Raw genomic sequence first — 23,445 nt, forward strand, 5'->3', positions numbered from 1 at the left:
AATGAGCATGCAGGAAAAAGTCAGTGATAAACTGACCAGTGAGTTCTCCCCACTGTTTATTCAGGTTGAGAACGAAAGTCATATGCATAATGTGCCACCTAACTCTGAAACCCACTTCAAGGTCGTACTGGTTAGCGAAGCCTTTCAGGCCAAGCTCCCCGTTAAACGTCATCAAATGGTTTACAAATTACTGTCAGAGGAAATGCAGGCAGGTATACATGCGCTGGCTCTTCATACCTATACCCCAACTGAATGGGAACAACGTCAAAACAACAGTCCAGACAGTCCAAACTGTATGGGTGGCGGTAAATAAAGGATTAACCAGTCGTGTGCGGTGGAGCCCAGTTCAACATTGATGGTCAAACCATCAAAACCTACTTTCCGAACCCAAAAGCCAGACTGCCAGTTCTGACCCGTAAAGGTGAACAAATACTGGTACCCTGGGGGAGAAGAGAAATCCAGCCTGGGCAAACACCCCAGGGCGGCTGGGCTCGACTGGAATCCATAAAAAGCGGTATCTGGCATCGTTTTCAGCCACGACCGGTAAAGATCATTATTGATGCTTTTATGGAGAAGGATATTACTGGAGAAAGCCACTGGTTTGAACTGAACCACCAGCAGTTTATACAAGGATTGATTGCGACGGACGGGCCTTTTACACGACTCTACGTTGTCACTGAAGACAACCCGGAAAGTTGTCACAAAAGCGGCCGCTGGCCAAGAGTCCTTAAATCCGAACAGATACTCCCAAGACCCACCAGCGGACTATTTTAAAGCCGTTTCACCAATTTATTTGGACACTGACGTGTGCAAACCACACTCACGATGACCATGTACTTTGGTTGGATCGTAATAGTCTTCTTCGATGGGAAGATCATTCTCAACCAGGTACTCTTCAATATCCAGCTCCGTCCAGTTCAGCAGTGGTGCTACACGGTAGAAGCCGTCTTTAGTCGCACTCAGAACCTCAAGCCCCTGACGAAACTCAGTCTGATCCTTACGAATTGCTGTCAGCCAGTAGTCTGGCGCAGAAGCTTTCATGGCTCTGGCAAAAGGCTCAAGCTTCACCTGATGGGTAAATTCATCGTGCTCAGCCGTATCCACTTCCGGCACACCACCCATTGTTGCATCACGATAAGCGCGGCTGTACTCAGGATGAAATACCTGGATATTCAGTTCCAGTTTTGCAATCTGGTCACGGGCGAAACGGTAGGTTGCTTCCGTCCCATAACCCGAGTCAATCCAGACTACCGGAAGATCTGGCTTGATACGGGTTGCCATATGAAGAATGGCTGCCTCATGGGGTCCGAAGTTAGTGGTCACCAGTGGTTGTTCAGCTCTGTCCAGAGTCCAGCGAATAATCTCCTGAGGACTCAGTTCAGACAGCTCACGATTCAGTAACTCCAGATCCATTCAAGACTCCAGTTATAAGAAATAAGATTTCAAGATTGGATTACTATAAGTAATGGCAGAACAACACTCAACGGCCGGATTAGATCATGATTTTCTTTGCAAAGACTTGTTTGATCTAACCCCCTTCATCCCTCAGTTGCAACAAACTCCCTGAGACAAACTGCATTTCAACCCGACAGGATGCTGAACACATCTGAAATCAGCGTCATAGCTACCTTTAAGCCAATAAACGACCGATAGTTCCGACTATAACTGCGTAATTTAGAGGGACAACAGCATGTTCAGTGGAATTGGCAAGGCAATTAAATCCTGGGTTAGCCCTGGGCAAGACAATCAGGACATTCACGAGAGTCCTGAGAGCGCCAATTTCAATGGCTCGGGCATTGAGCCTGAAGAAGGTACCAGCTATCTAGGCAAACTGGCTCAAGAATCAATGAAAATGTCCTGGTTTGTGCCCATATCTATTATGGAGCGTGGCGCCTCAATGATAGCCAAACCTACCTTCTGGCTGGCCGAAAACAGGTTGGGAATGTCCAAACTAGTCGGAAAAATATTAATACCCTCTCAGCGGGCAGCAGGTTGCGACTCTGTAACCAGCAAAGCAGTTCTGGATGATCTCTGCGCGCAGTCAGGCAGTGATTGCCCCACTTTTACGAAAATCGATGTATCGGATGGGGACGATAAATTCCAGGCAGTTATCTGTTTCCCAGCAGGCTGGAATCATGACAAACCAAACAATGATGCTTGTGTTGTCTATAACAACCCCAACGGGATGGTATTGAGTTCTTTCATTGAACGTAACCGCTCAACAAGAAAACTGGAGCTATCAGAAAAAAGCCTGCCGGGCGCACTGCAACGAGAAAGAAACTGTCCGGTCATCATGTTTGACTACAGGGGAACCGGTTTTAATAAGACCGAAAACTCGCCACTTCCGACTAACAATACCGTTGTTGAAGATGGTACTGCTGCCATCAAACATGCTCTCGACCGCTTTTATCATGTAGAAGTTGCAGGAACATCTCTCGGTGGTGCCGTAGCCACAACCAGCCTTGATAACGTTCTGAACGAGCTGGGCGATTTACCCGACCGCAAAGTAAACCTGATTAGCCACGACTCATTCACGACAACGTCGAGAGTTATTCTTCCTTCAGCCCCGCTGCTTGCAGATACCATAGGCTGGGCGGTCGGCGGACTGGTCAACGCCGAAAAGTCAATGAAGAAACTGATCGATAGAAACGTCGATGTAACTGTTATGCAGAATCAGGATGATTCACTTATCTGTGAAGGCTCAAGAATGGCTGATTTCGTTACTCCTTATATGAGCTCTGGCCATGTCAAGGTTGTGAAAGCGAATCATAATTTAAGAAATGCTCACGGTGTATTCTCTGACATATTTAAAGATGCTCTCAGCAATCCTGAACAATCTGCAACTAAAGGTTCATAAGGCTAAGTTACGCATACGTTTTTCTTATAATATGCAGTCCGTGCCTTATGGGAAGCAATACATTTTCCAGGTCTACTCTCCCGGAGAAGTACTGATTCAAATCAGCAATAATCTGATCCCGCTCATCCTGCGGGTCAAGAACTCCTCCTTTCCAGAGCGCATCATCCACCACAATCAGGCCACCTTTTCTCACCATTGGCAAAACCAGATCAACGTATTCACGGTACTTTTTCTTGTCTGCATCGATAAACACAAAATCCAGTTCACCTTCAATGGTAGGAATAGTGTCCAATGCCCTGCCAAAAAGGACTTTTAATTTATTACCCTGACCGCTTTTCTGAAAAAACTCTTCCGCAACTTCTATAGCTTGCGGATTGGTCTCACAACAATAAATCTCACCGCCTTCTGGTAGTGCTTCTGCCATTGAAAGGGCGGCATAGCCCGTAAACATACCGATTTCCAGCACTCGTTTGCTGCTGCTTATAGCTACCAGCATTTTCAATGTCTGACCGACCAGGTTACCCGACATATTGCCCGGATAACGGGTTCGCTCTTCGGTTGCAGCGGATAACGCCTGCAAGGATTCAGATTCTCCGGTAATGGACTGGCAGTACTGCTCTATTTCCGGCTGAGTGATAACCGTCATTAATCTTCCTGTAATTTCATAAATAATTAATCAGCCAGGGACCGATTAACTCTAATGCTTTTGGTTAACTGTGGATTTTAACAAAGAACTCGACAGCCTCATGTTAGAATTCACCGTAATAATCAGAGTTTTTCAGAGGTTGATGTGTCCGACAAACCCATTATTAAAATTGAGTACTGCAGTCAGTGCCAATGGCTGCTTAGATCGGCATGGTTGGCTCAGGAATTATTGAGTACTTTCAGCACTGACTTGGGTGAAGTCCGGTTAAAACCCGGAACAGGTGGTATTTTTGTTATCACATTGAATGGCGAGCAAATCTGGGAGCGAAAAGCCAACGGCGGTTTTCCGCAACCCAAGGAGATCAAGCAAAAGGTTCGGGACCTGATCGACCCAGACAGAGATCTGGGTCATAACGATCGCTGAATCAACAACCAATAGACTGGGTTTACACCCAGTCAGAAGAGGTTTTTCTCTGAATACGCAGCCTTGGCAGGAACAGACCGAGTAGAATACCCAGCAGCACTGTACCACCACCATAGAGATACCAGCGCAGGCTGGTATTATTCACCAGTTGACTATTTTCTGCAGCCACCACTTCCACACGATTCTTTAATTGCAGATTTTCTTCCATCAACTCTTTATTTCGCAGATCAAGAGCCTGAGGGTCTGCAGTTGCTTCTCTCAAAGCAATGAATTCGGACGTTTTTTCATCCAGCGCACGAGTAGCGGCATCGAGACTGCTTTCAGAGTCCTGCAGTGCCGAGTTCGTTTCCTGAAGTGTTTCTTTTAATGGCTGAATACTCTGTTCCAGCTGAGCCATTTTCTCCAGCTCTTTTGGCAGTCGAGTACGAGCAGGTTCTTCAGACACCAGATAATGCTTCTGGATGAAGCCTTCAAGGCCACCACTGGTTCTGATTTTACTGTAGCCATTTCCGGCATCCGCTTCCAGAACCGTCATTCGAACACCGGTTTTCAGTCCACGATGAAGAATTTTGAACTGGTTACTGGGCCCTGCACGCAGAGGCACATACACAACATCGGAAATGTACTTGGTCTCGGCCATGACCGGCGTTGTCAGGAAAAGACTTCCTGACAACAGTATTCCGGACATCAGCAGCGAGAATTTGCTGGCTGTCTTTTTCACACGTTCTCTCTTAGGGCAGGACTTTTTTGAAAGGCTTAACAACAACGGCCTTATATACCCCTGCCTCAATGTAGGGATCATTATCCGCCCAACTCTGGGCAGCTTCCAAACTATCGAATTCTGCGACAACAATACTGCCGGTAAAGCCGGCTTCACCCGGGTCACTGCTGTCAATCGCCGGGCAAGGGCCAGCCATTTCCAGGCGACCTTCCGACTTCAGCAGCTCTAATCGTGCTAAATGAGCAGGCCTGGCCTTCATACGCAATGGCAGGCTGTTTTCTACATCTTCACTGATTACGGCGTACAGCATTTATTTTTCCTCAGTCCTGATATGGCGGGAGATGGCAGCAAACTGAATGATAACAAACAGAAAGGTGAGAATCAGACTGCCAAACACTTTAAAGTCCACCCAGATTTCATGGAAGGTGAAGGCCACAAACAGGTTTGCCGCACCGAGCAGAATAAAAAACACGACCCAGCTCAGGTTCATTTTCAGCCAGATTTCATTAGGCAGACTAATGGCATGATCCATCATGCGCTGAACCAATGGCTTCTCACCAATGAACTGACTGCCAAGGAAAGCAGCGGCAAAGATCCAGTTCACAATCGGAGCCTTCCATTTCAGGAAGGCTTCATCGTGAAACGTCAGAGTCATACTACCAAACAGCATAACCGCTGCCAGAGTAATCAACTGACTCTTTTCAAGGCTTTTATTCTTAAGAAACATGCCGCCATAGACAATGGCTGAAGCCACCATAAGGAACATTGTCGCACTGAACGGACCACCTACATCAAGCTGTTGACCTCCCAGCTCAACAACCCTTGGGTCCATTTTATAAACGGTGAAAAAAACGATCAGGGGAATAAAGTCGATCAGCTGCTTCATACTCAACCAGTTAGATTAATCATTATGGCTTTACCCTAATGGATTCTTCACGAACAGCCCATAGGGAAGTTACTTAAGGAGGTAAAGTATATATCAATGGTGGTGGTATCCCAGTACATTTAGAACAAGCGTATAGATAAACCTTACTTACATTTAAAAAGCCTTTACGTTTTCACGCCCGTTTTCTTAACTGGCTCAGCATCCTGATAAAGGTTAAAGTGCATTGATATAGAATTTTCTTTGGAATCACTCCAGTCTTTTTATGACCCTGAACGCTGACCTTCATTGCCACACCACCGCTTCCGACGGCTCCATGGGCCCCCTTGAGCTCTATCAAAGAGCAACTGATCAGGGCGTGGAGCTTCTAGCCATTACTGACCATGACTCTGTTGAAGCCCATCGTTATCTGGCGAAAAAAGAACTGCAGGGGCCAAGGCTGATTACCGGCATGGAGCTGTCTACAACCTGGTCCAATATGGAGATTCATATTGTTGGCCTGAACTTTCCTCTGGATCACCCTGATCTGGACATGATCATTCAACATCAGAACGAAGCCCGAAAGCAGAGATCACTTCTGATTGCCGGTAAGCTGGTCAAACAGTTGAAACTTTCGAAAACTGCTGAAGAGCTTTATCAGGAGGTAGTTGAGCTGGCCTTGAATCGCCAGAAAGACACCAGCGATGATTTTCAACTGTCTAAAGAACACATTCAAACCGGTCGCCCGCACTTTGCCTGGTGGCTGATCGAACAGGGCTATGTCAAAGAGATGCAGCCTGCCTTTGATAAATACCTGTCTCACACCAAGCTAGGGAACCTGCGAGCCTTCTGGCCGCCCATGAGCAAAGCCATTGCCTGGATAAGAGCGGTGAATGGTCAGGCGGTTCTGGCTCATCCGGGAAAATACAGTATGACTCGCACCAAGCTCCGTGCTCTGGTCAGGGACTTCTCTATTGCTGGTGGTGCCGCTTTGGAAGTCAGTGGTTGCAACCAGCCTCCGGGACAAAAAGAAGAGCTGGCTGAACTTTGTCTGGACTTTAACCTGCAGGGTTCCCGTGCCAGTGATTTTCACACTCCGAAAAACCCCTGGGTAGAACTGGGTAAGCCTCACCCTTTACCTGAGCAGATCACTCCTGTCTGGCAAGACTGGTAACTCCTTAAAGAAAGCTTATAGACAACGATGACCACCCGACTTGCCAAATATATTGCTGAAGCAGGCTATTGTTCCCGTCGTGGCGCCAGTCGCCTGATTGATGCTGATCGAGTAACTGTTAACAACCGTCCCGCTAATCACATTGACCACGTTACTGATCAAGATCAGATACACATAGATGGCGAGCTACTCAATATAGATGCAGAGAGAGTTTACTGGCTTTATAACAAACCCGTAGGTATTGACTGCGTCTGCAAAACTGACGACAAAAGCAGCATAATTCACAAACTGCCAACGTCCCCAAGAGCCTTTCCTGTTGGCCGTCTCGATAAAGACTCCCATGGACTTTTACTGCTGACCAACGATGGTGAACTCTGTCATCGCCTGATCCACCCTGATTTTTTCCATGAAAAGGAATATCAGGTGACTGTCGACAAACCGGTCACACCCACCTTTATTGAGACAATGGTCACCGGTGTCCAGTATAGAGATGTTAAAACCCGCCCCTGCAAGGTCGAACAAACTGCTACAAATACCTTTTTTATCACTCTGACCGAGGGTAAAAACAGACAGATTCGAAGAATGTGCAAAGCCCTTGGCTACATGGTTGTAGACTTACAGCGACTAAGGATACTCAACCTATTATTGTCAGACCTTGGTACTGATCAGATACGCCCTCTCACCACCAGTGAGCAGTCTATCCTATTGAGTTCTCTGCAACTGCCCTGAATCATTGCACTGTCCACTGCCGGTGGTATGATGCGCGCTCATTCAGAACTAAAGAGCTCTGGAACCTGCCGAAAGAGACCTGATACAGGCCAATCAGGACGCAGGCTCCATGTTACAGGCAGCCATGAGTCAGTTTTTTCAGATACACCCGGACAACCCGCAACTGCGTCTGATCCGTCAGGCTGCTGAAATCATGCGCACGGGTGGTGTAATTGCCTATCCGACTGACTCGGCCTATGCGCTTGGGTGTGTGATCGGTGATAAAAACGCTGTTGACCGGATCCGTCAGATCCGCAAACTGGATGACAAGCATAACTTCACCCTGGTTTGTCGTGACCTGTCGGAACTGGCAGTCTATGCTCGCGTCGACAACACTCAATACCGGCTACTGAAAAACCATACGCCCGGCCCTTATACCTTTATTCTTCAGGGTTCCCGTGAAGTACCAAGACGACTGATGCACCCGAAACGGAAAACCATTGGTATTCGTGTACCTGAGTGCAATATTGTCAGCGCCCTGCTCAATGAACTGAACGCCCCAATCATGAGCTGTACTTTACAGCTGCCCGGGGATGATGAACCTATGATGGATCCTTACGATATTCGTCAAACGCTGGAATCACACCTGGATCTGGTGATTGATGGTGGCTATCGGGGCATTGAAGCTACAACGGTTGTCAGTCTATTGAATGAAACACCTGAAGTACTTCGTGAAGGTAAAGGCGACATTTCCCCTTTCAGTTAAATGAAATAAAACTGACATACCTCTATAAAACCAATTTCCGGCTTTTCCATTAGGAATTTCTATCGTAATCTGTGCGTTCAGGATTCCAACAGGAGAGCCTCTTGAGCGCTGTAGACCCTCAGTCGCGAGTTTTATCCGGTATGCGACCCACCGGCCGCCTTCACCTTGGCCATTACCATGGCGTATTAAAAAACTGGCTGCGTCTTCAACACGAATACGAATGCTTCTTTTTTGTAGCTGATTGGCACGCACTGACTACCCATTACGAAGACCCTTCCAAGCTCGAAGACCATGTCTGGGATATGGTGATTGACTGGCTGGCAGTGGGTATTAATCCCGGCGCTGCCACTCTGTTTATTCAGTCGAAAGTGCCCGAGCACGCCGAACTCAATCTGCTGCTGTCCATGATGACGCCCCTGTCCTGGCTGGAACGTGTTCCGAGCTATAAGGATCAGCAGGAAAAGCTGCGTGAAAGAGACCTCTCAACCTACGGATTCCTTGGCTATCCACTGCTTCAAAGTGCTGACATTCTGGCCTATCGTGCCGGTCAGGTTCCTGTTGGTGCAGATCAGGAAGCGCACGTGGAAATAACTCGGGAAATTGCCCGACGGTTTAATCATATCTACGGTCGTGAGCCCGGCTTTGAGCAGAATGCTGAAATGGCCATCAACAAGATGGGCAAAAAAACCGCCAAACTCTACCGAGGTCTGAGAAAATCTTACCTTGAACAGGGTGATGAAGAGGCACTGGAAACCGCCAGAGCTCTTTTGAAAGAACAGAGCAATATCACTGTTGGCGACCAGGAGCGTCTATTTGGTTATCTCGAAGGGACCGGTAAGGTTATTCTGCCTGAACCTCAGGCACTGCTGACACCTCAAGCTCGCATGCCCGGACTGGATGGCCAGAAGATGTCCAAGTCCTACGGAAATGCCATTAGCTTGCGTGAAGCACCTGATGATGTTGCCAGCAAATTGAAAAAGATGCCCACCGACCCGGCCCGTATTCGCCGCAACGATCCCGGTGAGCCCGATAAATGCCCGGTTTACCAACTGCATCAGATTTATTCCGACGACGAACAACAGGAATGGGTGCAACAAGGTTGTCGCTCAGCAGGCATTGGCTGCCTTGATTGCAAAAAACCTCTGATAGATGCCATACAGGCAGAACTCGAACCTATCCGCATGGAAGCCAGAGAGCTGGAAGACAACCCTGACGTGGTAAAAAGTATTATTGCCGAAGGTTCAGAACGCGCTCGGGACGAAGCTCAGGACACTCTCAGAGAAGTCCGTGAAGCCATAGGACTGGACTATCGCTGAGGCTTATGGTTCATTGAGATATAGTCATAAATAAAACGTTGCCGCTAACTATCTAAGTTATTAATAGTACGCAATCGTTAATTGCCACATTACCGGATTCAATCAAGCTCTGGAATAATGGCAATATTCTACGGCAGAGTTCTTTCAAAAAAATAAGTCTCTGCCGTTTATGACTGTATTTAACCTGTACGGGGGTTTTTAATGACCACGACGGAAGCCGTGGCTGAGACAGAACTTTCTGTCCAACCGGAAATCCCGGATGACCGGGTAGAACAACAGATACTGGTTATGGGGCAACCCATGGCCAAAATGCCCGACGACTTATACATACCACCTGATGCTCTTCAGGTGTTTCTTGACGCCTTTGAAGGCCCGCTGGATTTGTTGCTCTATCTAATCAAGCGCAACAACATGGATATTCTCAATATCAAAGTGGCACTGATTACCAGTCAGTACATGGAGTATGTTGATCTGATGGAATCCAGTCAGTTTGAACTGGCCGCCGAATATCTGGTGATGGCGGCAACTCTTGCTGAAATCAAATCCCGTATGCTGCTGCCCAGAGTTGGCGAAGACGAAGGTGAGGAAGAAGACCCCCGTGCTGAACTGATTCGACGACTGCAGGAGTACGAACGATTCAAGAAAGCGGCAGAAGACATTGATCAAATGCCACGGCAGAACCGTAACATTCATCTTGCCAATGCAGCAGCACCGGATCTTGAACAGGAAAAAGCACAACCTACGGTCGACATTCAGGAAGTCATGCTGGCGATGGGGGAAATTCTCCGTCGTACCGAAATGTTTGTTGATCACAAGGTCGAGCAGGAAGCCCTTTCAACGCGTGAACGAATGAGTGAGGTGCTTTCAATGCTGACCGCTGAGCGTTTCACGCCTTTTGTAGCTCTATTCAGGGTTGAAGAAGGACGACTCGGCGTCGTAGTTACCTTTATGGCTGTTATGGAGCTGATCAAGGAATCCCTGATCGAGCTGATTCAAAGTGAGCCCTTTGGGCCTATTCATGTTAAGGCACGAATTGACTGATGGATATCGTCAAACTGCAACAGATACTGGAAGGCGCCATTCTGGCAAGCCACAAGCCAGTGACCGTTGAAAAAATGCTGGCACTGTTTCCTGAAGAAGTCTTCAGGGAAGAGGATAGACCTGATGGCAATCAGGTTCGTGATGCCCTGGTCGCCATTTCTGAATCCTGCGAAGATCGCGGCTTTGAGTTGAAAAAGGTGGCATCCGGCTACCGTTTTCAGGTTAAACAGGCACTGGCTCCCTGGGTTGGCCGACTCTGGGAAGAGAAACCACAACGCTATACTCGGGCTCTGCTTGAAACCCTGGCTCTGATCGCTTATCGCCAACCCATTACCCGTGGCGAGATTGAAGAAATTCGCGGTGTCGCTGTAAGCAGTAATATTATTCGCACCCTTCAGGAACGGGAATGGGTTCGTGTCGTGGGTCATCGTGATGTTCCCGGCCGCCCGGCCATGTTCGCAACCACACGACAGTTTCTTGATTATTTCAATCTGGAAAACCTTAACGAACTGCCACCATTGGCTGAAATTCGTAATCTGGAAGAAGCAGCCCAGACACTTGCCGAAGAAGCCAACAATATTTCTGTCGAGGAAGCCGAAGAAGCAGAAGTGGACGAGTCTGAACACCAGACCGCTGAAGAGCTGTTTGCAGAACTGGATGAACTGGAAGCCGATCTGCCAGACAACTTCGCTGACATGATTAAGAAGCAGAAGGTTGAAGAACTGGGTAGTATTACAACAGAGACTGAGCAGCCAGAACCAGCACCTGAAGAAGCTGAAAGCTCTTTTGAAGCTACGTCTGAAGCCGCTTCTAAAAAACAGAATGACGATGAGCCTGAGGCAATATCTGCCCATGAAGAATCAGAGCCTGAGCCCGAACTAAACGAAACCTCTTCAGAACCCACCCGGCACTAACCCCAAAGCAGACAGCCTGAAAAATGGCTGCCTGGCTCACTTGCCGTATATCCCCCGGTTGCCCTCACCAACAGGATCGCTATACTCGCCCTCTGTTTAAACTGTAAAACGGCTCTGCCGTAGAAACCAATGACAACTGAAACTATTCCTCCCCAGGGTGAAAAGCTCCAGAAAATCCTGGCGGGCGCCGGCCTTGGCTCGCGCCGTGAGATGGAACGCTGGATCAGCGAAGGCCGCGTCTCCGTTAACACCAGCACCGCTAAGCTGGGCGATCGCGCATCGGCTGAAGACAAGATCACCGTTGATGGCCGTCCGGTAAAACTGGACATGTACGCCTCTAAAGTGCGTCGTGTTATCGCCTACAACAAGCCTGAAGGCGAGATCTGTACCCGCACCGATCCTGAAGGTCGCCCGACTGTTTTTGACAAGCTGCCAAAGCTGAACGGTGAACGCTGGATCGCTATTGGCCGTCTGGACATCAACACCTCCGGCCTGCTGATGTTCACCACCGACGGTGAGCTGGCCAATCGCCTGATGCACCCTTCCTATGAAATTGAACGCGAGTACGCTGTTCGAGTCATGGGTGAAGTGACTGAACGCAAAGTTAAAAACCTGTTTGACGGTGTTGAACTGGAAGACGGCCCTGCCCGCTTCACTGACATTGTTGATTCAGGTGGTGCCGGCATCAACCGCTGGTTCCACGTCTGCCTGCTGGAAGGTCGTAACCGTGAGGTTCGTCGTCTGTGGGAATCCCAGGAACTGCAGGTAAGCCGCCTGAAGCGCGTACGCTTTGGTAACGTGATCATTCCTGACCATCTGCGTATGGGCCAATGGGAAGAAGTGCCACAGGCTGAAATTGACGAGCTGGCAGCCATTGCCGACCTGGCGCCTGCACCAGCAGCGCCAACTCAGCGTGCAGCACCACGTCAGACCAGAACAGGCCTGAAAATGAAAGGCGAAAGAGGCAAAAACGTTCCTACCACTAAAAAGAAGAAGCCTTCTCCTCACAAGAAAGTCGGCAAGTTCAAGAAAGGCCGTCATAGCTGATCTTGCTTAACCTTCTCAAGACCCGCCTTCTGGCGGGTTTTGTGTTTCTGGTATCTGGAAATATTCTCATCAACAACCATCGGGCCTCTCTACAACTAGACAACTATACTGTATTTATATACAGTAATAAGAAATAACGCCTACAGGAATACCCCATGTCCATTACCCCCATGTGGCGAGTTGATCGGGACGGAAGCATGTTTACAGACAAGAAAGCCGCTGAAGAATACGATCGTATGCTCGAGCTGGCTGCCAATATCACCAGCCTGCTGGAAGATTCCTTCGAGATTGATGAAACACTGGCCGAAGAAGTAGGCCTTTTGTTTGCCCGCAACAAAGACGACTTTGCCAAAGCATTCAAAGGCAAGCCAGACCTTATTCTGGAAATTGGTAAAGCAACCGTTACTGAAGAGTCTGAAACAGCCGCTTAATTCCAGGTTTTCATTGCCCGCTTTCAGTTGCGGGCAAACCTCCCCCGCTTTATCACTATCAGCAGTTAACTCATTAACACTAACTGGCTATACTATTTCTGTTTGTTAACCACGTTTACCACTCATGCAGAGCTGAAAATTCAGAAGCATGGTGCAGTAATCATGGTAAGTAGCACTTGTACTGGTTGCTTATACAACTTTTTCCGCTAATATAGCGGCCTTTTTGTCTGGCAAGGTATGTAGTCACGACATGACGAGCTTCGTTTCCGGGCAGCGCTGGATCAGCGACACCGAATCAGAACAAGGGTTAGGTACCGTTCTGACATTTGACAGTCGCATGGTCACCCTGCTGTTCCCCGCCACGGGTGAAACCCGACTTTACTCTCTGCATAACTGCCCGTTGTCCCGGGTACAGTTTAATCCTGGCGATAAGGTTGAGAGCCATGAAGGCTGGATCATGACGGTGACGGAAGTCATCGAAGAACATGGTCTGCATCTATATAAAGGTTTACTACCTGATGGGGAGCCGAAAGAGCTACCCGAATCAGAGCTGGGTAACTTTATTCACTTTAATAAACCGCAGGACCGAATGCTGGCTGGTCAGATTGATCAGAACAGTAACTTCTCCCTGCGCTACAAGACACTGCAGAACAACAGTCGTTTACGCAGCACAGCCATGCGGGGTTTGATTGGTCCAAGAACCAGTCTGATTCCGCACCAGCTGAATATTGCCCGTGAAGTATCTGGACGTCACGCACCTCGAGTAATGTTGGCCGATGAAGTTGGCATGGGTAAAACCATTGAAGCCGGCCTGATTCTGCATCAACAGCTGATTACCGAGCGTGCCCGTCGGGTTCTGATTCTGGTGCCTGAAACACTTCAGCACCAGTGGCTGGTCGAGATGCTGCGTCGTTTCAATCTGCATTTCAGTCTGTTTGATGAAGAACGCTGTCGTGCAGCTGATGCCGACAATCCGTTCAACGCTGAACAACTGATTCTCTGCAGTCTGGATTTTATCAGCCAGAACGAAGATCGTTACCAGCAGGCGCTCGACGCCGACTGGGACCTGATGATCATCGATGAGGCCCATCACCTGATCTGGTCTGAAGACGAACCGAGTCGTGAGTATCAGGTGGTTGAAAATCTGTCTCGCCACATTCCAGGTCTCTTGCTGCTAACAGCAACACCAGAACAGATGGGACCGGAAAGCCATTTTGCCCGCCTTCGCCTGCTGGACCCTGACCGTTTCCACGATCTCGCTGCCTATCAGGAAGAAGAGCGCAGTTATGAACCGGTTGCTGATGCCGTTCAGGAGTTGCTCGATAATGACCAACTCCCTGAAGCCTCCTGCAATCACCTGATCGGTTTTCTGGGCGACGGTTGCAAACCTCTGATTGAAGCCATTAATACCGGCTCACCGGAAGAATGTGAAGACGCTCGTACTCAGCTCCTGAGAAACCTTCTGGATCGTCACGGCACTGGTCGTGTACTGTTCAGAAATACCCGTGCAGCGGTTGGCGGCTTCCCAGGACGTGTTGTTCAGGGCTATCCACAGGAAATGCCTGAGCTCTACCAGATTGCTCAGGAAGAAGAGACGGAAACATCCGGCTCTCTCTACCCTGAGCTGGCTTATCAGCGACATATTAAAGTCGATGATATGGACCCCTGGTGGAAAGTAGACCCTAGAGTCGAATGGCTGATTGACCTGCTGAAACTGCTCAAGAAGCAGAAAGTGCTGGTGATCTGTGCCAACGCTGATACCGCTCTGGATCTGGAAGCTGCGCTGCGGGTTCTGTCCGGTATTCCGGCAGCAATCTTCCACGAGAATATGTCCATCGTTGAGCGTGATCGCTCTGCTGCCTGGTTTGCGGATGAAGAGTACGGTGCACAGGTGCTGGTCTGCTCCGAAATCGGCAGTGAAGGTCGTAACTTCCAGTTCGCACATCACCTGGTACTGTTTGATCTACCGGGTCATCCGGACCTGCTGGAACAGCGTATTGGTCGTCTGGACCGAATTGGCCAGACTGAAACCATCAAGATTCATGTACCGTATATTACCGGTACCAGTCAGGAGCTGATGTTCCATTGGTATAATCATGGTTTGAACGGTTTTGCAGATACCTGTCCTTCCGGCAGCACTGTCTACGAACAGCTGGGCGAAGAGTTTTCAGAAGCTCTTTCACCTGTCCGTAATACGACACTGGAAGATATTCAGCCACTGCTGGAACGTACTGCAGCACTGAACGCCGAAATGAGCGACCATCTTCATAATGGTCGTGATCGTCTGCTGGAGATTAACTCTCGCGGCACCGTTTCAGCGGAAGACCTGATCAACGATATCGAGGAACAGGAAGAGCCTCGACAGTTGAAACGCTATATGGAAAAGCTGTTTGAAGGTTTTGGTGTTGATTCAGAAGATCACTCCAAACATTGCCTGGTGATTCGTCCCGGCAGTCATATGGTGACGTCTTTCCCGGGCTTGCCTGCTGACGGCTGTACTGTGACCTTTGACCGTGAAATGGCGCTGTCTCGCGAGGACATGCACTTCCTGACCTGGGAACACCCAATGGTCAGCGAGAGCATGGATCTGTTGTTAACCAGTGATATGGGTAACACCTCAGTCGCTCTGTTGAAAAACAAGGCACTGAAGCCGGGCACCATGCTGCTGGAAGCGATCTATGTGATTGAAGCCGCTGGCGAGAAACAGTTGCAGCTGGATCGTTATCTGCCACCGACGCCTATTCGCTGCCTGATTGACCCGGGTAAGAACAACCTGGCCGAAAAGGTTGCCTTTGATACGCTGAACGCGCAGTTGCAGCCTATCAAGAAAGGTATGGCGAAGAAACTGGTGAAAGCACAGCGTGAACCGATTCTGGCCATGCTGGGAACCGCAGAGGGTTATGCCAAGCAACAGGTGACGCCCATTGTCGCCGATGCCTGCAAATCTCTACTGGGCAGCGTTACAGAAGAGATCAAACGTCTGGCGGCACTGAAAGCAGTGAACCCGAATGTGCGTGATGAAGAGATTGAACACCTGAAGCTGAGAGCAGCGATGGGCCATCAGTGTCTGCAAAACGCTATGTTGAGACTGGATGCTATTCGTCTGATGGTTGCAGGTTAACGTTCTTTTACCTGCGCCATAAGCGACAAAAGCTGCCTTCTGGCAGCTTTTGTCTATCTACTTATCAACCAGCCAACTAGTCCGTCTCAGCAAACTCTTTCGCCAGCTTTCCCTTCTGCTGTTCTTTCACCTGCTTCCAGCTCTTACCCTGCTGAATGCCTGATATACGTTCGTGGTATTTCCTGTCAGCACGCTCCAGAACAGACTCAATAGAAATCCGCCCCTCCTGTTCCAGACTTGTCAGCAAATTCAGGTAATCCCAGAGCACATCACCCAATTCATCCTCCAAATAACAGCGACGTCCAGACTCCAGCTCTTCAGCAACCTCATCCAGCTCACTCTTCAATTCACTGAAATAGGTCTCGCTGCCATTGGACCAGTCACTGCCGAGATCAATCTGATTCTTTATATTTACTGTTGCCAGTAGCGCATCAAAACGTTCTTTATTCATTATGTTCTTTCAATCATGGAGTCAGTAAAAACCAGACTCACCTTCCGGCCTGGTTTTAAAACGACGATGCAGCCACATATACTGATCGGGATTCTTTCTCACCTGCGCTTCAACAAACTGGTTCACCCTAGTGGCATCCTGTAAATCGTCTCCAACCGGGAAATCGTCCCAGGAAGACATAACTTCCAGCACATAGCCCTTACCATCATCACGACGGGTAACTGTCATGGGGACCACTCTGGCCCTGCCCATTTTTGCCATACGGGAAGTACCAGTGACAGAAGCCGTTTCAATACCAAAGAAAGGTGCAAAGACACTCTGTTTCGGGCCGTAATCCTGATCAGGGGAATACCAGACCGTCTTACCCTGCCTCATGGAACGCAGCATGCCGCGAATATCCCTGCGCCCCAGCAGACAGCTGCCAGAGTCATAACGCAGGCGCTGACGGCGCTGCATATATTCAAATACCGGATTTTTGTGCTCACGATAGGTTGCATCAACACTGTGCTTCATAGTGATCAGCGCACCCGCTATTTCAATAGTAGTGAAATGCAATATCAACAGAAGGTTGCCCTGCCCTGAATCAGACTTCAGATGCCCAAGGCCTTTATAGGTCACCAACTTTTCCAGTCGTGACCGCGGCCACCACCAGGCCATCAATACTTCAACCAAGCCCATAGCAGTGGATTCAAAGTTTTTTTCCAACAACTGCTGTCGCTCATTCTCAGACAGTTCCGGATAGCATTTCTCAAGGTTTGTTCTGGCAATTCGCACCCTGGAACCACCAAATTTCAATAGCAGCCGCCCCAGTCCTTTTCCGAGAAGTCGCAATGCAGAATAGGGCAACAATGAAACAAGAGCGGTGAACCCTAAACCCAACCAGGTAAGCCAGTATTTGGGCTGAACAAACTGCCAGTGAAATTGATCTGCTTCTGTCGTGTTACTCACGGGTGTCGACATTGTGATTCCAATATTATTTAACTCGTAACAACTGCGTAACCGGTCATCGAGCCTGTAAAATCGCTTGAGCTTTCATCAGTAAGGCCATAACCTTGACCTTGCCTGATACAGGCCACTCTAACAAGCTGTAAAGACGTGCCATGACTCAAACACAAAGCAACAGGCAACCAGCAGCTGCATTTCAGCTGAAAGGCAGTATTTATACACTGACCACACTGGAATTGCACAGCCCGTCAGTGGATGACCTTGCTGAACAACTAGCCTCTATGGCTGATAAAGCACCCAGCTTCTTTCAACAGACACCTGTGATCATCGCTCTTGATCAACTCCGCAACGATAGAGCCTTTAATGTCAGCAGAGCAAAACACCTGCTGCATGAGGCTGGCATGGTACTTGTTGCTATTCGAGGAGGCAGTCAACATCAAAAGAAAGAAGCCGGAATTGCCAACATTGCCTGGCTTCCCGCTCAGAAAGCCGAGAAACAAAGCAATGTTGTAATGCTGGCAGACCCGGATAAAAACGTAGACATCGAATCGATAGACCCTCAGGAAAGCAGCTTCCCGAAACCTGTCGCAACAAAAATAATCACTACACCGGTTCGCTCCGGACAACAGGTTTTCTCGGAAGGTGATTTAATCGTCATGGCACCTGTCAGTGCCGGCGCTGAGCTTCTTGCGGGTGGCAGCATCCATATTTATGGCCCACTCAGAGGTAGAGCTCTGGCTGGCATCAACAGCACCGATTCAGACGCCAGAATTTACGCAACACGATTTGAAGCAGAGCTGGTCTCCATCTGCGGACAATATAAATTGACCTGTCAGCCAGATCACAGCCCATGGTCAGAACTCTGGGGACAATCGGCTTGTGTAATGCGTGAAACGGGTCACTTGCGTATCAGGGCACTTTAGGAAATACTCTCCTATCCCAACTCATAGTCGTATACAGGAAGTCAAGTTGGCTCGCATCGTCGTTGTAACATCAGGAAAGGGTGGTGTTGGTAAAACCACAACCAGCGCGTCTTTCGCCACAGGTCTTGCCATGCAAGGTCACAGGACCGTGGTCATCGATTTTGATGTTGGCCTGCGTAACCTGGATTTAATCATGGGTTGTGAGCGCCGCGTCGTTTATGACCTGATTAATGTCATTAATGGCGAAGCAGCGCTTCATCAGGCCCTCATTAAGGACAAGCACACGGATAACCTCTGTGTTCTGCCAGCATCACAAACTCGTGATAAGAATGCCCTGACCAGAGAAGGCATTGAAAAGGTGTTTGCAGAGCTGTCTGAAGACTTTGAATACATCGTCTGCGACTCTCCTGCCGGCATTGAGCACGGTGCCCTGATGGCACTCTATTTTGCTGACGAAGCGATTATCACTACGAACCCTGAAGTGTCTTCGGTTCGTGATTCTGATCGCATTCTGGGTATTCTTCAGAGTAAATCTCGCAGGGCGGAACTGAATCTTGAGCCGGTTAAGGAACACCTGTTACTGACTCGCTACAATCCGAGCCGGGTTGATAATGGCGATATGCTGACCGTTGAGGATGTGACCGATATTCTGGCTATCCCACTGCTGGCAGTGATTCCTGAATCACCTTCAGTACTGAAAGCATCGAACCATGGTGTACCGGTCATTCATCAGGATGACAGTGATGCCGGCCAAGCCTATAGAGACATGGTAGCCCGTTTCCTGGGTGCGGAGCTGCCACACCGTTTTACTGAACCGCCCAGAAAAGGATTTCTGCAGAAAATGTTCGGGAGCAGGGCATGAGCCTATTGGATATGTTCAAAAGTAACAAGGAAAGTACCTGCAGCGCCTCTGTGGCAAAGCAGAGGCTGCAAATACTGGTGGCACACGAGCGAATGTCTCGTTCCGTCAGTCATGACTTTTTACCTGCCATGCAGGAAGATATTCTTAAAGTCGTTGAGAAGTACATTCAGATTTCAAAAGACAATGTATCTATTCGTCTTGAGAATGATGAACAACACTCTTATCTGGAAGTGAACGTTCAACTACCTGATTAAGACTCTATCTCAGCCTTTTTCTGCCAGCTCAGTTATACGCTGATCATAACAAGCTCTGAGTGAACTCCAGCTTAAACCGCTGACACTTGGAGCTTCCGGCAACCACCCCTCCTCCTTCATAACTGAATACTCAAACAGTTTTTCCGCAAGAGCTTTCGATTCCAGCTCTAGATCATTATAGGACTCATAACGAAACCGGTTTGCAAAGAGCTCTTTATAAGCAAGCCTGTCAGGCACTACCGGCAAACATCCGGCGGCCACAGCCTCCAGTACTGCAATTCCCTGGAAATCGTGAATAGCTGTCGATATCACCAGATCACAAGTTGACAGCAAACGACGATATTCAGCTTCGCTATCAACATAACCCCAGTGACCAATAACATCTGCATACTGCTCTCGAGCAGCTGCAAAGACGGCAGGTGAGTTTCGAAAGCCTTGACCGACTACGTGAAGTTTGAAATCGGTATTTTTTTGTTCTAGAAGTTCAATGGCTTTAAACAGGCGTTCCGGTGCTTTATCGTACTCCCAGCGATGATTCCAGAGAATATGCAGACAGCTGTCACTACTCTCCCCCTTATTCTGAAACACTTTTTCCGGCAAAGGGACAGGCAAAACCGATGAAATTCGCTCAAGCTGCTCAATCACATTAGCTGGTACATGGTCCGGCAATTTTCGTAACAGTGCTTTCGCACCTTCCAGAAAAGTATGACGGTTGTAGGCTGTATTAAACAACACATGATCAGCAGCCAAAGCCGTATAGATATTAAGAATCTGCGGCTCCACGGTCTGCGACTGATTAGCAGAGGCTGGGTAGGCAAACTGGTTTTCATGGAAGTAGCAAAGCGTGGGAATAGCCGCCAGAGATGGTACCATACCCTTGAGAGCCGAAAGGTCTGTCATTGACGTACAGATCAACAGATCATAATCTGCCTCCAGGGTCTCACGCTCTCCCCAGGCCCAGCTCAAGCTGTTACCGCGCAAGCGCCAGCTGAAATATCTGGGAGGCAGCGTCAATACTGTCCAGTCGTATTCGGGAAAGGCATTCACCAGCCCTTTTCGCCAATAGCCATGACTCATGGCATCATAGGCGGACAGCAAGAGTATTTTCATTCGACTCTCTTTCATTTGACGCGTTTTCATTCGACCCTTAATCTTTTGAAAAGAAACTGCAGTAAGTACCAGGACATACGAATTTATGAGTTGCTTGTCCGACACAGACAGGCACTCAGTTTTTTATGTCCACATACTTAAATCGGAATAAATATGACCAGTGAACAAAAACAGAGCCTGTTCAATCAGGATCTGATTCAATTTCTGAATGATTCTCCCACGCCTTACCACGCAGTGAAAAGCATTGCAGAAAGGTTGGAACAAAAAGGCTTCAAAAAACTGGAAGAAGCTGACGCCTGGCAGCTCGCTGACCAGGGTCGCTACTATGTGACCCGCAACGACTCTTCCATCGTTGCTTTCACCAACGGTAATCTGGATCAGGGTTTCCGCATGGTCGGCGCACACACCGACTCCCCCTGCCTGAAAGTGAAACCAAAACCTGAGCTGAATAAGCAGCAATACTTCCAGCTGGGTGTCGAAGTTTATGGTGGTGTGCTGCTGAACCCATGGTTTGACCGGGACTTATCCATGGCAGGTCGCGTACAGTTTTTGAATGATTCTGGCGAACTCTCTTCCGGCTTCGTTAATTTCAAGAAAGCGGTTGCCATGATTCCAAGCCTGGCTATCCACCTTGATCGCGAAGCCAACAAGAGCCGCAGCATTAACCCGCAGACTGATATCCCTCCAGTGCTCTGTCAGCTGGGCAAAGAAGAGAAAAAGGACTTCCGTTCAATTCTCAAGGCCCAACTGAATGCCGAGGGCTATGACAATGTTGTCGAGGTGCTGGAATATGACATCAGCTTCTATGACACCCAGAGTGCTGCAGTAATAGGTTTGAACAACGAGTTCATCGTCAGTGCCCGACTGGACAACCTGCTGAGCTGTTATGTCGGTCTGGATGCCATGCTGAAGGCTGTCGAGAGCTCAATCTCGCCTATGGTTCTGGTCTGCAACGACCATGAAGAGGTAGGTAGCCAGACCGCCGTTGGCGCCCAAGGCCCCATGCTGAAATCCATTCTGGAACGTGTTTGTGGTTCTTCCGAACAACTGACTCGCACCATGGCCCGTTCAGTGGTGATCTCTACCGATAACGCTCATGGCGTTCATCCGAACTTCTCGGATCGTCATGACGGCAACCATGGCCCACTGCTGAATAAAGGTGCCGTTATTAAGGTGAATGCCAATCAGCGTTACGCCACCAATGATGAAACCAGCGCTATGTTCCGTATTCTCTGTCAGGCTGAGAAAGCGCAATGCCAGCACTTTGTGACCCGTACTGACATGGGTTGCGGCAGCACCATCGGACCTCTGACCGCTGGCGAGCTGGGCGTCAAGGCCCTAGACATTGGCCTGCCAACCTTTGGCATGCACTCCATTCGTGAAACCTGTGGCGTTCGTGATGCCTATGAATTGACCGGCGTATTGAGCCAGTTTTATTCCATGAACAAACTGCCGCTGTAATTTTCATCAGTATCCGGACATTCAGTTTTGTTTGTCCGGACACCTTTCTGATTAACATTTGAACACATTTCAGTTACCCAGCTTACTTTTGATTTCATACCGCTAATCATTGCTGCTTAATAAGTACATATTGCAACTAACCGGTTCTGCCGATTGTTGTTAGTCTTGAAGAGTACCCACTCACATTCAAAGTCAGGCAAGACGATGAAAACCCAGCAACACTTTGCTACCTCAAGACCAAGAAAAAGAAACAGCGTTAGGCAAAACTCTCAGGCCATGGCGTTTGAAACCTGGCCTCAAACCGCTAAACCACTGATGAAAAACTCAAGCCGTCTGCCAACACAAAAAGGTGTTGATGAGCAGTGTTATGAGACTGGCTATAACTGAGCCTGCATTCATCAGCTGTCGGGCAGAGTCAGGATGACTTTGCCCAGCGTTTGATTACTGGCCAGATGAGCAAAAGCAGCCTTGCAATCGGTGATTGAGAACACCTGATCCAGCACAGGCTGAATACTGCCCTTATCGATCAAGGGCCAGACCTGCTTGTGCAAATCTGTCAGGATTTCCTGTTTCCTCTCTACTGAAAGAAACCTCAGGGTTGAACCCCTGATTTGCAGACGTTTCATTAATACCCGGGCAAAATCCAGCTTCCCGTATCGACCCGCCATAAAGCCGATATTAATCAACCTGCCATCATCAGCCATCAGTGACAAATGATGCTCCAGCCAGTCCCCGCCACAACAGTCCAGAACCAGATCAAAAGCCCCATACTGTTTTAGCTCCAACCGATCTTGACGATTTCTGTTAATGCCTGACTGAGCCCCCAGACTGAGACACTCAGCCAGCTTTTTATCACTGCCGACAACAACGGTAGACTCAACACCAAACTCACGACATAACTGCACAGCAGCCACTCCCACACCGCTACCACCAGCCATTATCAGCGCTTTTTCGCCTTTTCTGGCTTCCCCCAGCATAAAAAGGTTGAGCCATGCGGTTGAGAAAGTCTCCATTAATGATGCAGCCTCAATCATCGAGCAACCACTCGGGATTGGCAGCAACTGTCGATGGTCACACACTACTTCTGTAGCCATTCCACCACCGGCTAGCAGAGCACAGACTCGCTGTCCTACTACCCAGTCGCCCGATAACTCCCCTGCCTCAACAACGACCCCCGAACACTCAAGACCAAGTACGTTAGTCGTGCCTGAAGGCGGTTGATACTGTCCAGCCAACTGAACCAGATCGGCTCGATTCAATCCAGCCGCTGTAACCTTGATTTTTACCTGACCTTTACCAACTTCCGGAACCGCTATTTTCTGCCAGTCTGGATGACCTGATTCAGCCCGAATCCCATAGACTTCCTGATTCATAACAAGTTTCCTTAACCCCGCCGATAGTTCCTGCTAGGA

Annotated in this window: 27 protein-coding genes; 18 read left to right on the forward strand and 9 right to left on the reverse strand. The window is 48.8% G+C overall.

What is annotated here, in order from left to right:
- Position 1 precedes the first annotated feature (1 nt).
- Together EOPP23_RS16455 and EOPP23_RS21360 are read left to right on the forward strand one after the other, a co-directional pair.
- Positions 2–313: a BolA family transcriptional regulator gene (locus tag EOPP23_RS16455; protein ID WP_153767073.1), complete on the forward strand. Its 312-nt coding sequence runs from the start codon at positions 2–4 to the stop codon at positions 311–313.
- Positions 314–327: 14 nt separating this feature from the next.
- On the forward strand, positions 328–774 hold the full coding sequence (locus EOPP23_RS21360) for a hypothetical protein (protein ID WP_194842642.1): 447 nt from the start codon (positions 328–330) through the stop codon (positions 772–774).
- A 15-nt stretch (positions 775–789) separates the two neighbouring features.
- Here the strand turns inward: EOPP23_RS21360 and EOPP23_RS16465 are convergent, their stop codons facing one another.
- Complete coding sequence (locus EOPP23_RS16465; protein WP_153767074.1) at positions 790–1,413, reverse strand: phosphoadenosine phosphosulfate reductase family protein; 624 nt, start codon at positions 1,411–1,413, stop codon at positions 790–792.
- Positions 1,414–1,690: 277 nt separating this feature from the next.
- On the opposite strand from EOPP23_RS16465, the gene EOPP23_RS16470 reads away from it, so the two are divergent.
- Positions 1,691–2,857, forward strand: a complete 1,167-nt coding sequence (locus EOPP23_RS16470) for a hypothetical protein (RefSeq protein WP_153767075.1) — start codon at positions 1,691–1,693, stop codon at positions 2,855–2,857.
- Positions 2,858–2,864: 7 nt separating this feature from the next.
- On the opposite strand, the gene EOPP23_RS16475 is transcribed toward EOPP23_RS16470, so the two are convergent.
- A complete protein-coding gene (locus EOPP23_RS16475; RefSeq protein ID WP_153767076.1) occupies positions 2,865–3,503 on the reverse strand; it encodes an O-methyltransferase in 639 nt (212 codons plus the stop codon).
- A gap of 144 nt (positions 3,504–3,647) precedes the next feature.
- On the opposite strand from EOPP23_RS16475, the gene EOPP23_RS16480 reads away from it, so the two are divergent.
- Positions 3,648–3,926, forward strand: a complete 279-nt coding sequence (locus EOPP23_RS16480) for a SelT/SelW/SelH family protein (protein WP_370514792.1) — start codon at positions 3,648–3,650, stop codon at positions 3,924–3,926.
- Between the two features lie 22 nt (positions 3,927–3,948).
- On the opposite strand, the gene EOPP23_RS16485 is transcribed toward EOPP23_RS16480, so the two are convergent.
- From EOPP23_RS16485 to ispZ, 3 genes are read right to left on the reverse strand one after another with little or no spacing between them, the layout of a single operon-like run.
- Positions 3,949–4,647 carry a TIGR04211 family SH3 domain-containing protein gene (locus tag EOPP23_RS16485; RefSeq protein WP_194842643.1) on the reverse strand — a complete coding sequence of 233 codons (699 nt, stop codon included), beginning with the start codon at positions 4,645–4,647 and terminating at the stop codon, positions 3,949–3,951.
- Positions 4,648–4,657: 10 nt separating this feature from the next.
- Positions 4,658–4,957, reverse strand: coding sequence for a YciI family protein (locus EOPP23_RS16490; protein WP_153767078.1), 300 nt, complete (start codon positions 4,955–4,957; stop codon positions 4,658–4,660).
- Positions 4,958–5,533: a septation protein IspZ gene (gene ispZ, locus EOPP23_RS16495; RefSeq protein ID WP_153767079.1), complete on the reverse strand. Its 576-nt coding sequence runs from the start codon at positions 5,531–5,533 to the stop codon at positions 4,958–4,960.
- Between the two features lie 262 nt (positions 5,534–5,795).
- Between ispZ and EOPP23_RS16500 the strand changes: the two genes are divergently transcribed.
- From EOPP23_RS16500 to rapA, 9 genes are all read left to right on the forward strand, one after another.
- A complete protein-coding gene (locus tag EOPP23_RS16500) occupies positions 5,796–6,683 on the forward strand; it encodes a PHP domain-containing protein (RefSeq protein ID WP_153767080.1) in 888 nt (295 codons plus the stop codon).
- 27 nt (positions 6,684–6,710) lie between these two features.
- Positions 6,711–7,412: a pseudouridine synthase gene (locus EOPP23_RS16505; RefSeq protein ID WP_153767081.1), complete on the forward strand. Its 702-nt coding sequence runs from the start codon at positions 6,711–6,713 to the stop codon at positions 7,410–7,412.
- A 124-nt stretch (positions 7,413–7,536) separates the two neighbouring features.
- Entirely contained in the window at positions 7,537–8,157 is a 621-nt protein-coding gene (locus EOPP23_RS16510) for an L-threonylcarbamoyladenylate synthase (protein WP_153767082.1), read from the forward strand.
- A 101-nt stretch (positions 8,158–8,258) separates the two neighbouring features.
- Positions 8,259–9,473: a tryptophan--tRNA ligase gene (locus EOPP23_RS16515; protein WP_153767083.1), complete on the forward strand. Its 1,215-nt coding sequence runs from the start codon at positions 8,259–8,261 to the stop codon at positions 9,471–9,473.
- A gap of 201 nt (positions 9,474–9,674) precedes the next feature.
- Positions 9,675–10,514: a ScpA family protein gene (locus EOPP23_RS16520; protein ID WP_153767084.1), complete on the forward strand. Its 840-nt coding sequence runs from the start codon at positions 9,675–9,677 to the stop codon at positions 10,512–10,514.
- Complete coding sequence (gene scpB, locus EOPP23_RS16525) at positions 10,514–11,428, forward strand: SMC-Scp complex subunit ScpB (RefSeq protein WP_153767085.1); 915 nt, start codon at positions 10,514–10,516, stop codon at positions 11,426–11,428. Before EOPP23_RS16520 ends, scpB begins: the two co-directional genes overlap by 1 nt.
- 129 nt (positions 11,429–11,557) lie before the next feature.
- On the forward strand, positions 11,558–12,475 hold the full coding sequence (rluB, locus tag EOPP23_RS16530) for a 23S rRNA pseudouridine(2605) synthase RluB (protein ID WP_153767086.1): 918 nt from the start codon (positions 11,558–11,560) through the stop codon (positions 12,473–12,475).
- Positions 12,476–12,630: 155 nt separating this feature from the next.
- Entirely contained in the window at positions 12,631–12,906 is a 276-nt protein-coding gene (locus tag EOPP23_RS16535) for a YebG family protein (RefSeq protein ID WP_153767087.1), read from the forward strand.
- Positions 12,907–13,156: 250 nt separating this feature from the next.
- The gene (gene rapA, locus EOPP23_RS16540) at positions 13,157–16,027 is read left to right on the forward strand and encodes an RNA polymerase-associated protein RapA (RefSeq protein WP_153767088.1); all 2,871 of its coding nucleotides are present in this window, start codon (positions 13,157–13,159) and stop codon (positions 16,025–16,027) included.
- Positions 16,028–16,103: 76 nt separating this feature from the next.
- Here the strand turns inward: rapA and EOPP23_RS16545 are convergent, their stop codons facing one another.
- Together EOPP23_RS16545 and lpxL are read right to left on the reverse strand one after the other, a co-directional pair.
- On the reverse strand, positions 16,104–16,478 hold the full coding sequence (locus EOPP23_RS16545) for a MazG nucleotide pyrophosphohydrolase domain-containing protein (RefSeq protein ID WP_153767089.1): 375 nt from the start codon (positions 16,476–16,478) through the stop codon (positions 16,104–16,106).
- A gap of 21 nt (positions 16,479–16,499) precedes the next feature.
- Positions 16,500–17,438: an LpxL/LpxP family Kdo(2)-lipid IV(A) lauroyl/palmitoleoyl acyltransferase gene (gene lpxL / locus EOPP23_RS16550; protein WP_153767090.1), complete on the reverse strand. Its 939-nt coding sequence runs from the start codon at positions 17,436–17,438 to the stop codon at positions 16,500–16,502.
- A gap of 140 nt (positions 17,439–17,578) precedes the next feature.
- On the opposite strand from lpxL, the gene minC reads away from it, so the two are divergent.
- From minC to minE, 3 genes are read left to right on the forward strand one after another with little or no spacing between them, the layout of a single operon-like run.
- A complete protein-coding gene (gene minC, locus EOPP23_RS16555) occupies positions 17,579–18,346 on the forward strand; it encodes a septum site-determining protein MinC (protein ID WP_153767091.1) in 768 nt (255 codons plus the stop codon).
- A 46-nt stretch (positions 18,347–18,392) separates the two neighbouring features.
- On the forward strand, positions 18,393–19,208 hold the full coding sequence (gene minD / locus EOPP23_RS16560) for a septum site-determining protein MinD (protein ID WP_153767092.1): 816 nt from the start codon (positions 18,393–18,395) through the stop codon (positions 19,206–19,208).
- Positions 19,205–19,462 carry a cell division topological specificity factor MinE gene (gene minE / locus EOPP23_RS16565; protein ID WP_153767093.1) on the forward strand — a complete coding sequence of 86 codons (258 nt, stop codon included), beginning with the start codon at positions 19,205–19,207 and terminating at the stop codon, positions 19,460–19,462. Before minD ends, minE begins: the two co-directional genes overlap by 4 nt.
- A gap of 9 nt (positions 19,463–19,471) precedes the next feature.
- Here the strand turns inward: minE and EOPP23_RS16570 are convergent, their stop codons facing one another.
- Complete coding sequence (locus tag EOPP23_RS16570) at positions 19,472–20,572, reverse strand: DUF3524 domain-containing protein (protein WP_153767241.1); 1,101 nt, start codon at positions 20,570–20,572, stop codon at positions 19,472–19,474.
- 153 nt (positions 20,573–20,725) lie between these two features.
- On the opposite strand from EOPP23_RS16570, the gene EOPP23_RS16575 reads away from it, so the two are divergent.
- The gene (locus EOPP23_RS16575; RefSeq protein ID WP_153767094.1) at positions 20,726–22,033 is read left to right on the forward strand and encodes a M18 family aminopeptidase; all 1,308 of its coding nucleotides are present in this window, start codon (positions 20,726–20,728) and stop codon (positions 22,031–22,033) included.
- A 204-nt stretch (positions 22,034–22,237) separates the two neighbouring features.
- Positions 22,238–22,420 (forward strand): hypothetical protein, encoded by a 183-nt coding sequence (locus EOPP23_RS16580; protein ID WP_153767095.1) that lies wholly within the window; start codon positions 22,238–22,240, stop codon positions 22,418–22,420.
- 11 nt (positions 22,421–22,431) lie between these two features.
- Here the strand turns inward: EOPP23_RS16580 and EOPP23_RS16585 are convergent, their stop codons facing one another.
- Positions 22,432–23,406, reverse strand: a complete 975-nt coding sequence (locus EOPP23_RS16585) for an NAD(P)H-quinone oxidoreductase (RefSeq protein WP_153767096.1) — start codon at positions 23,404–23,406, stop codon at positions 22,432–22,434.
- Between the last annotated feature and the right edge of the window lie 39 nt (positions 23,407–23,445).

This window comes from Endozoicomonas sp. OPT23 (assembly GCF_009653635.1).
In the GTDB taxonomy this organism is placed as follows: Bacteria; Pseudomonadota; Gammaproteobacteria; order Pseudomonadales; family Endozoicomonadaceae; genus Endozoicomonas_A.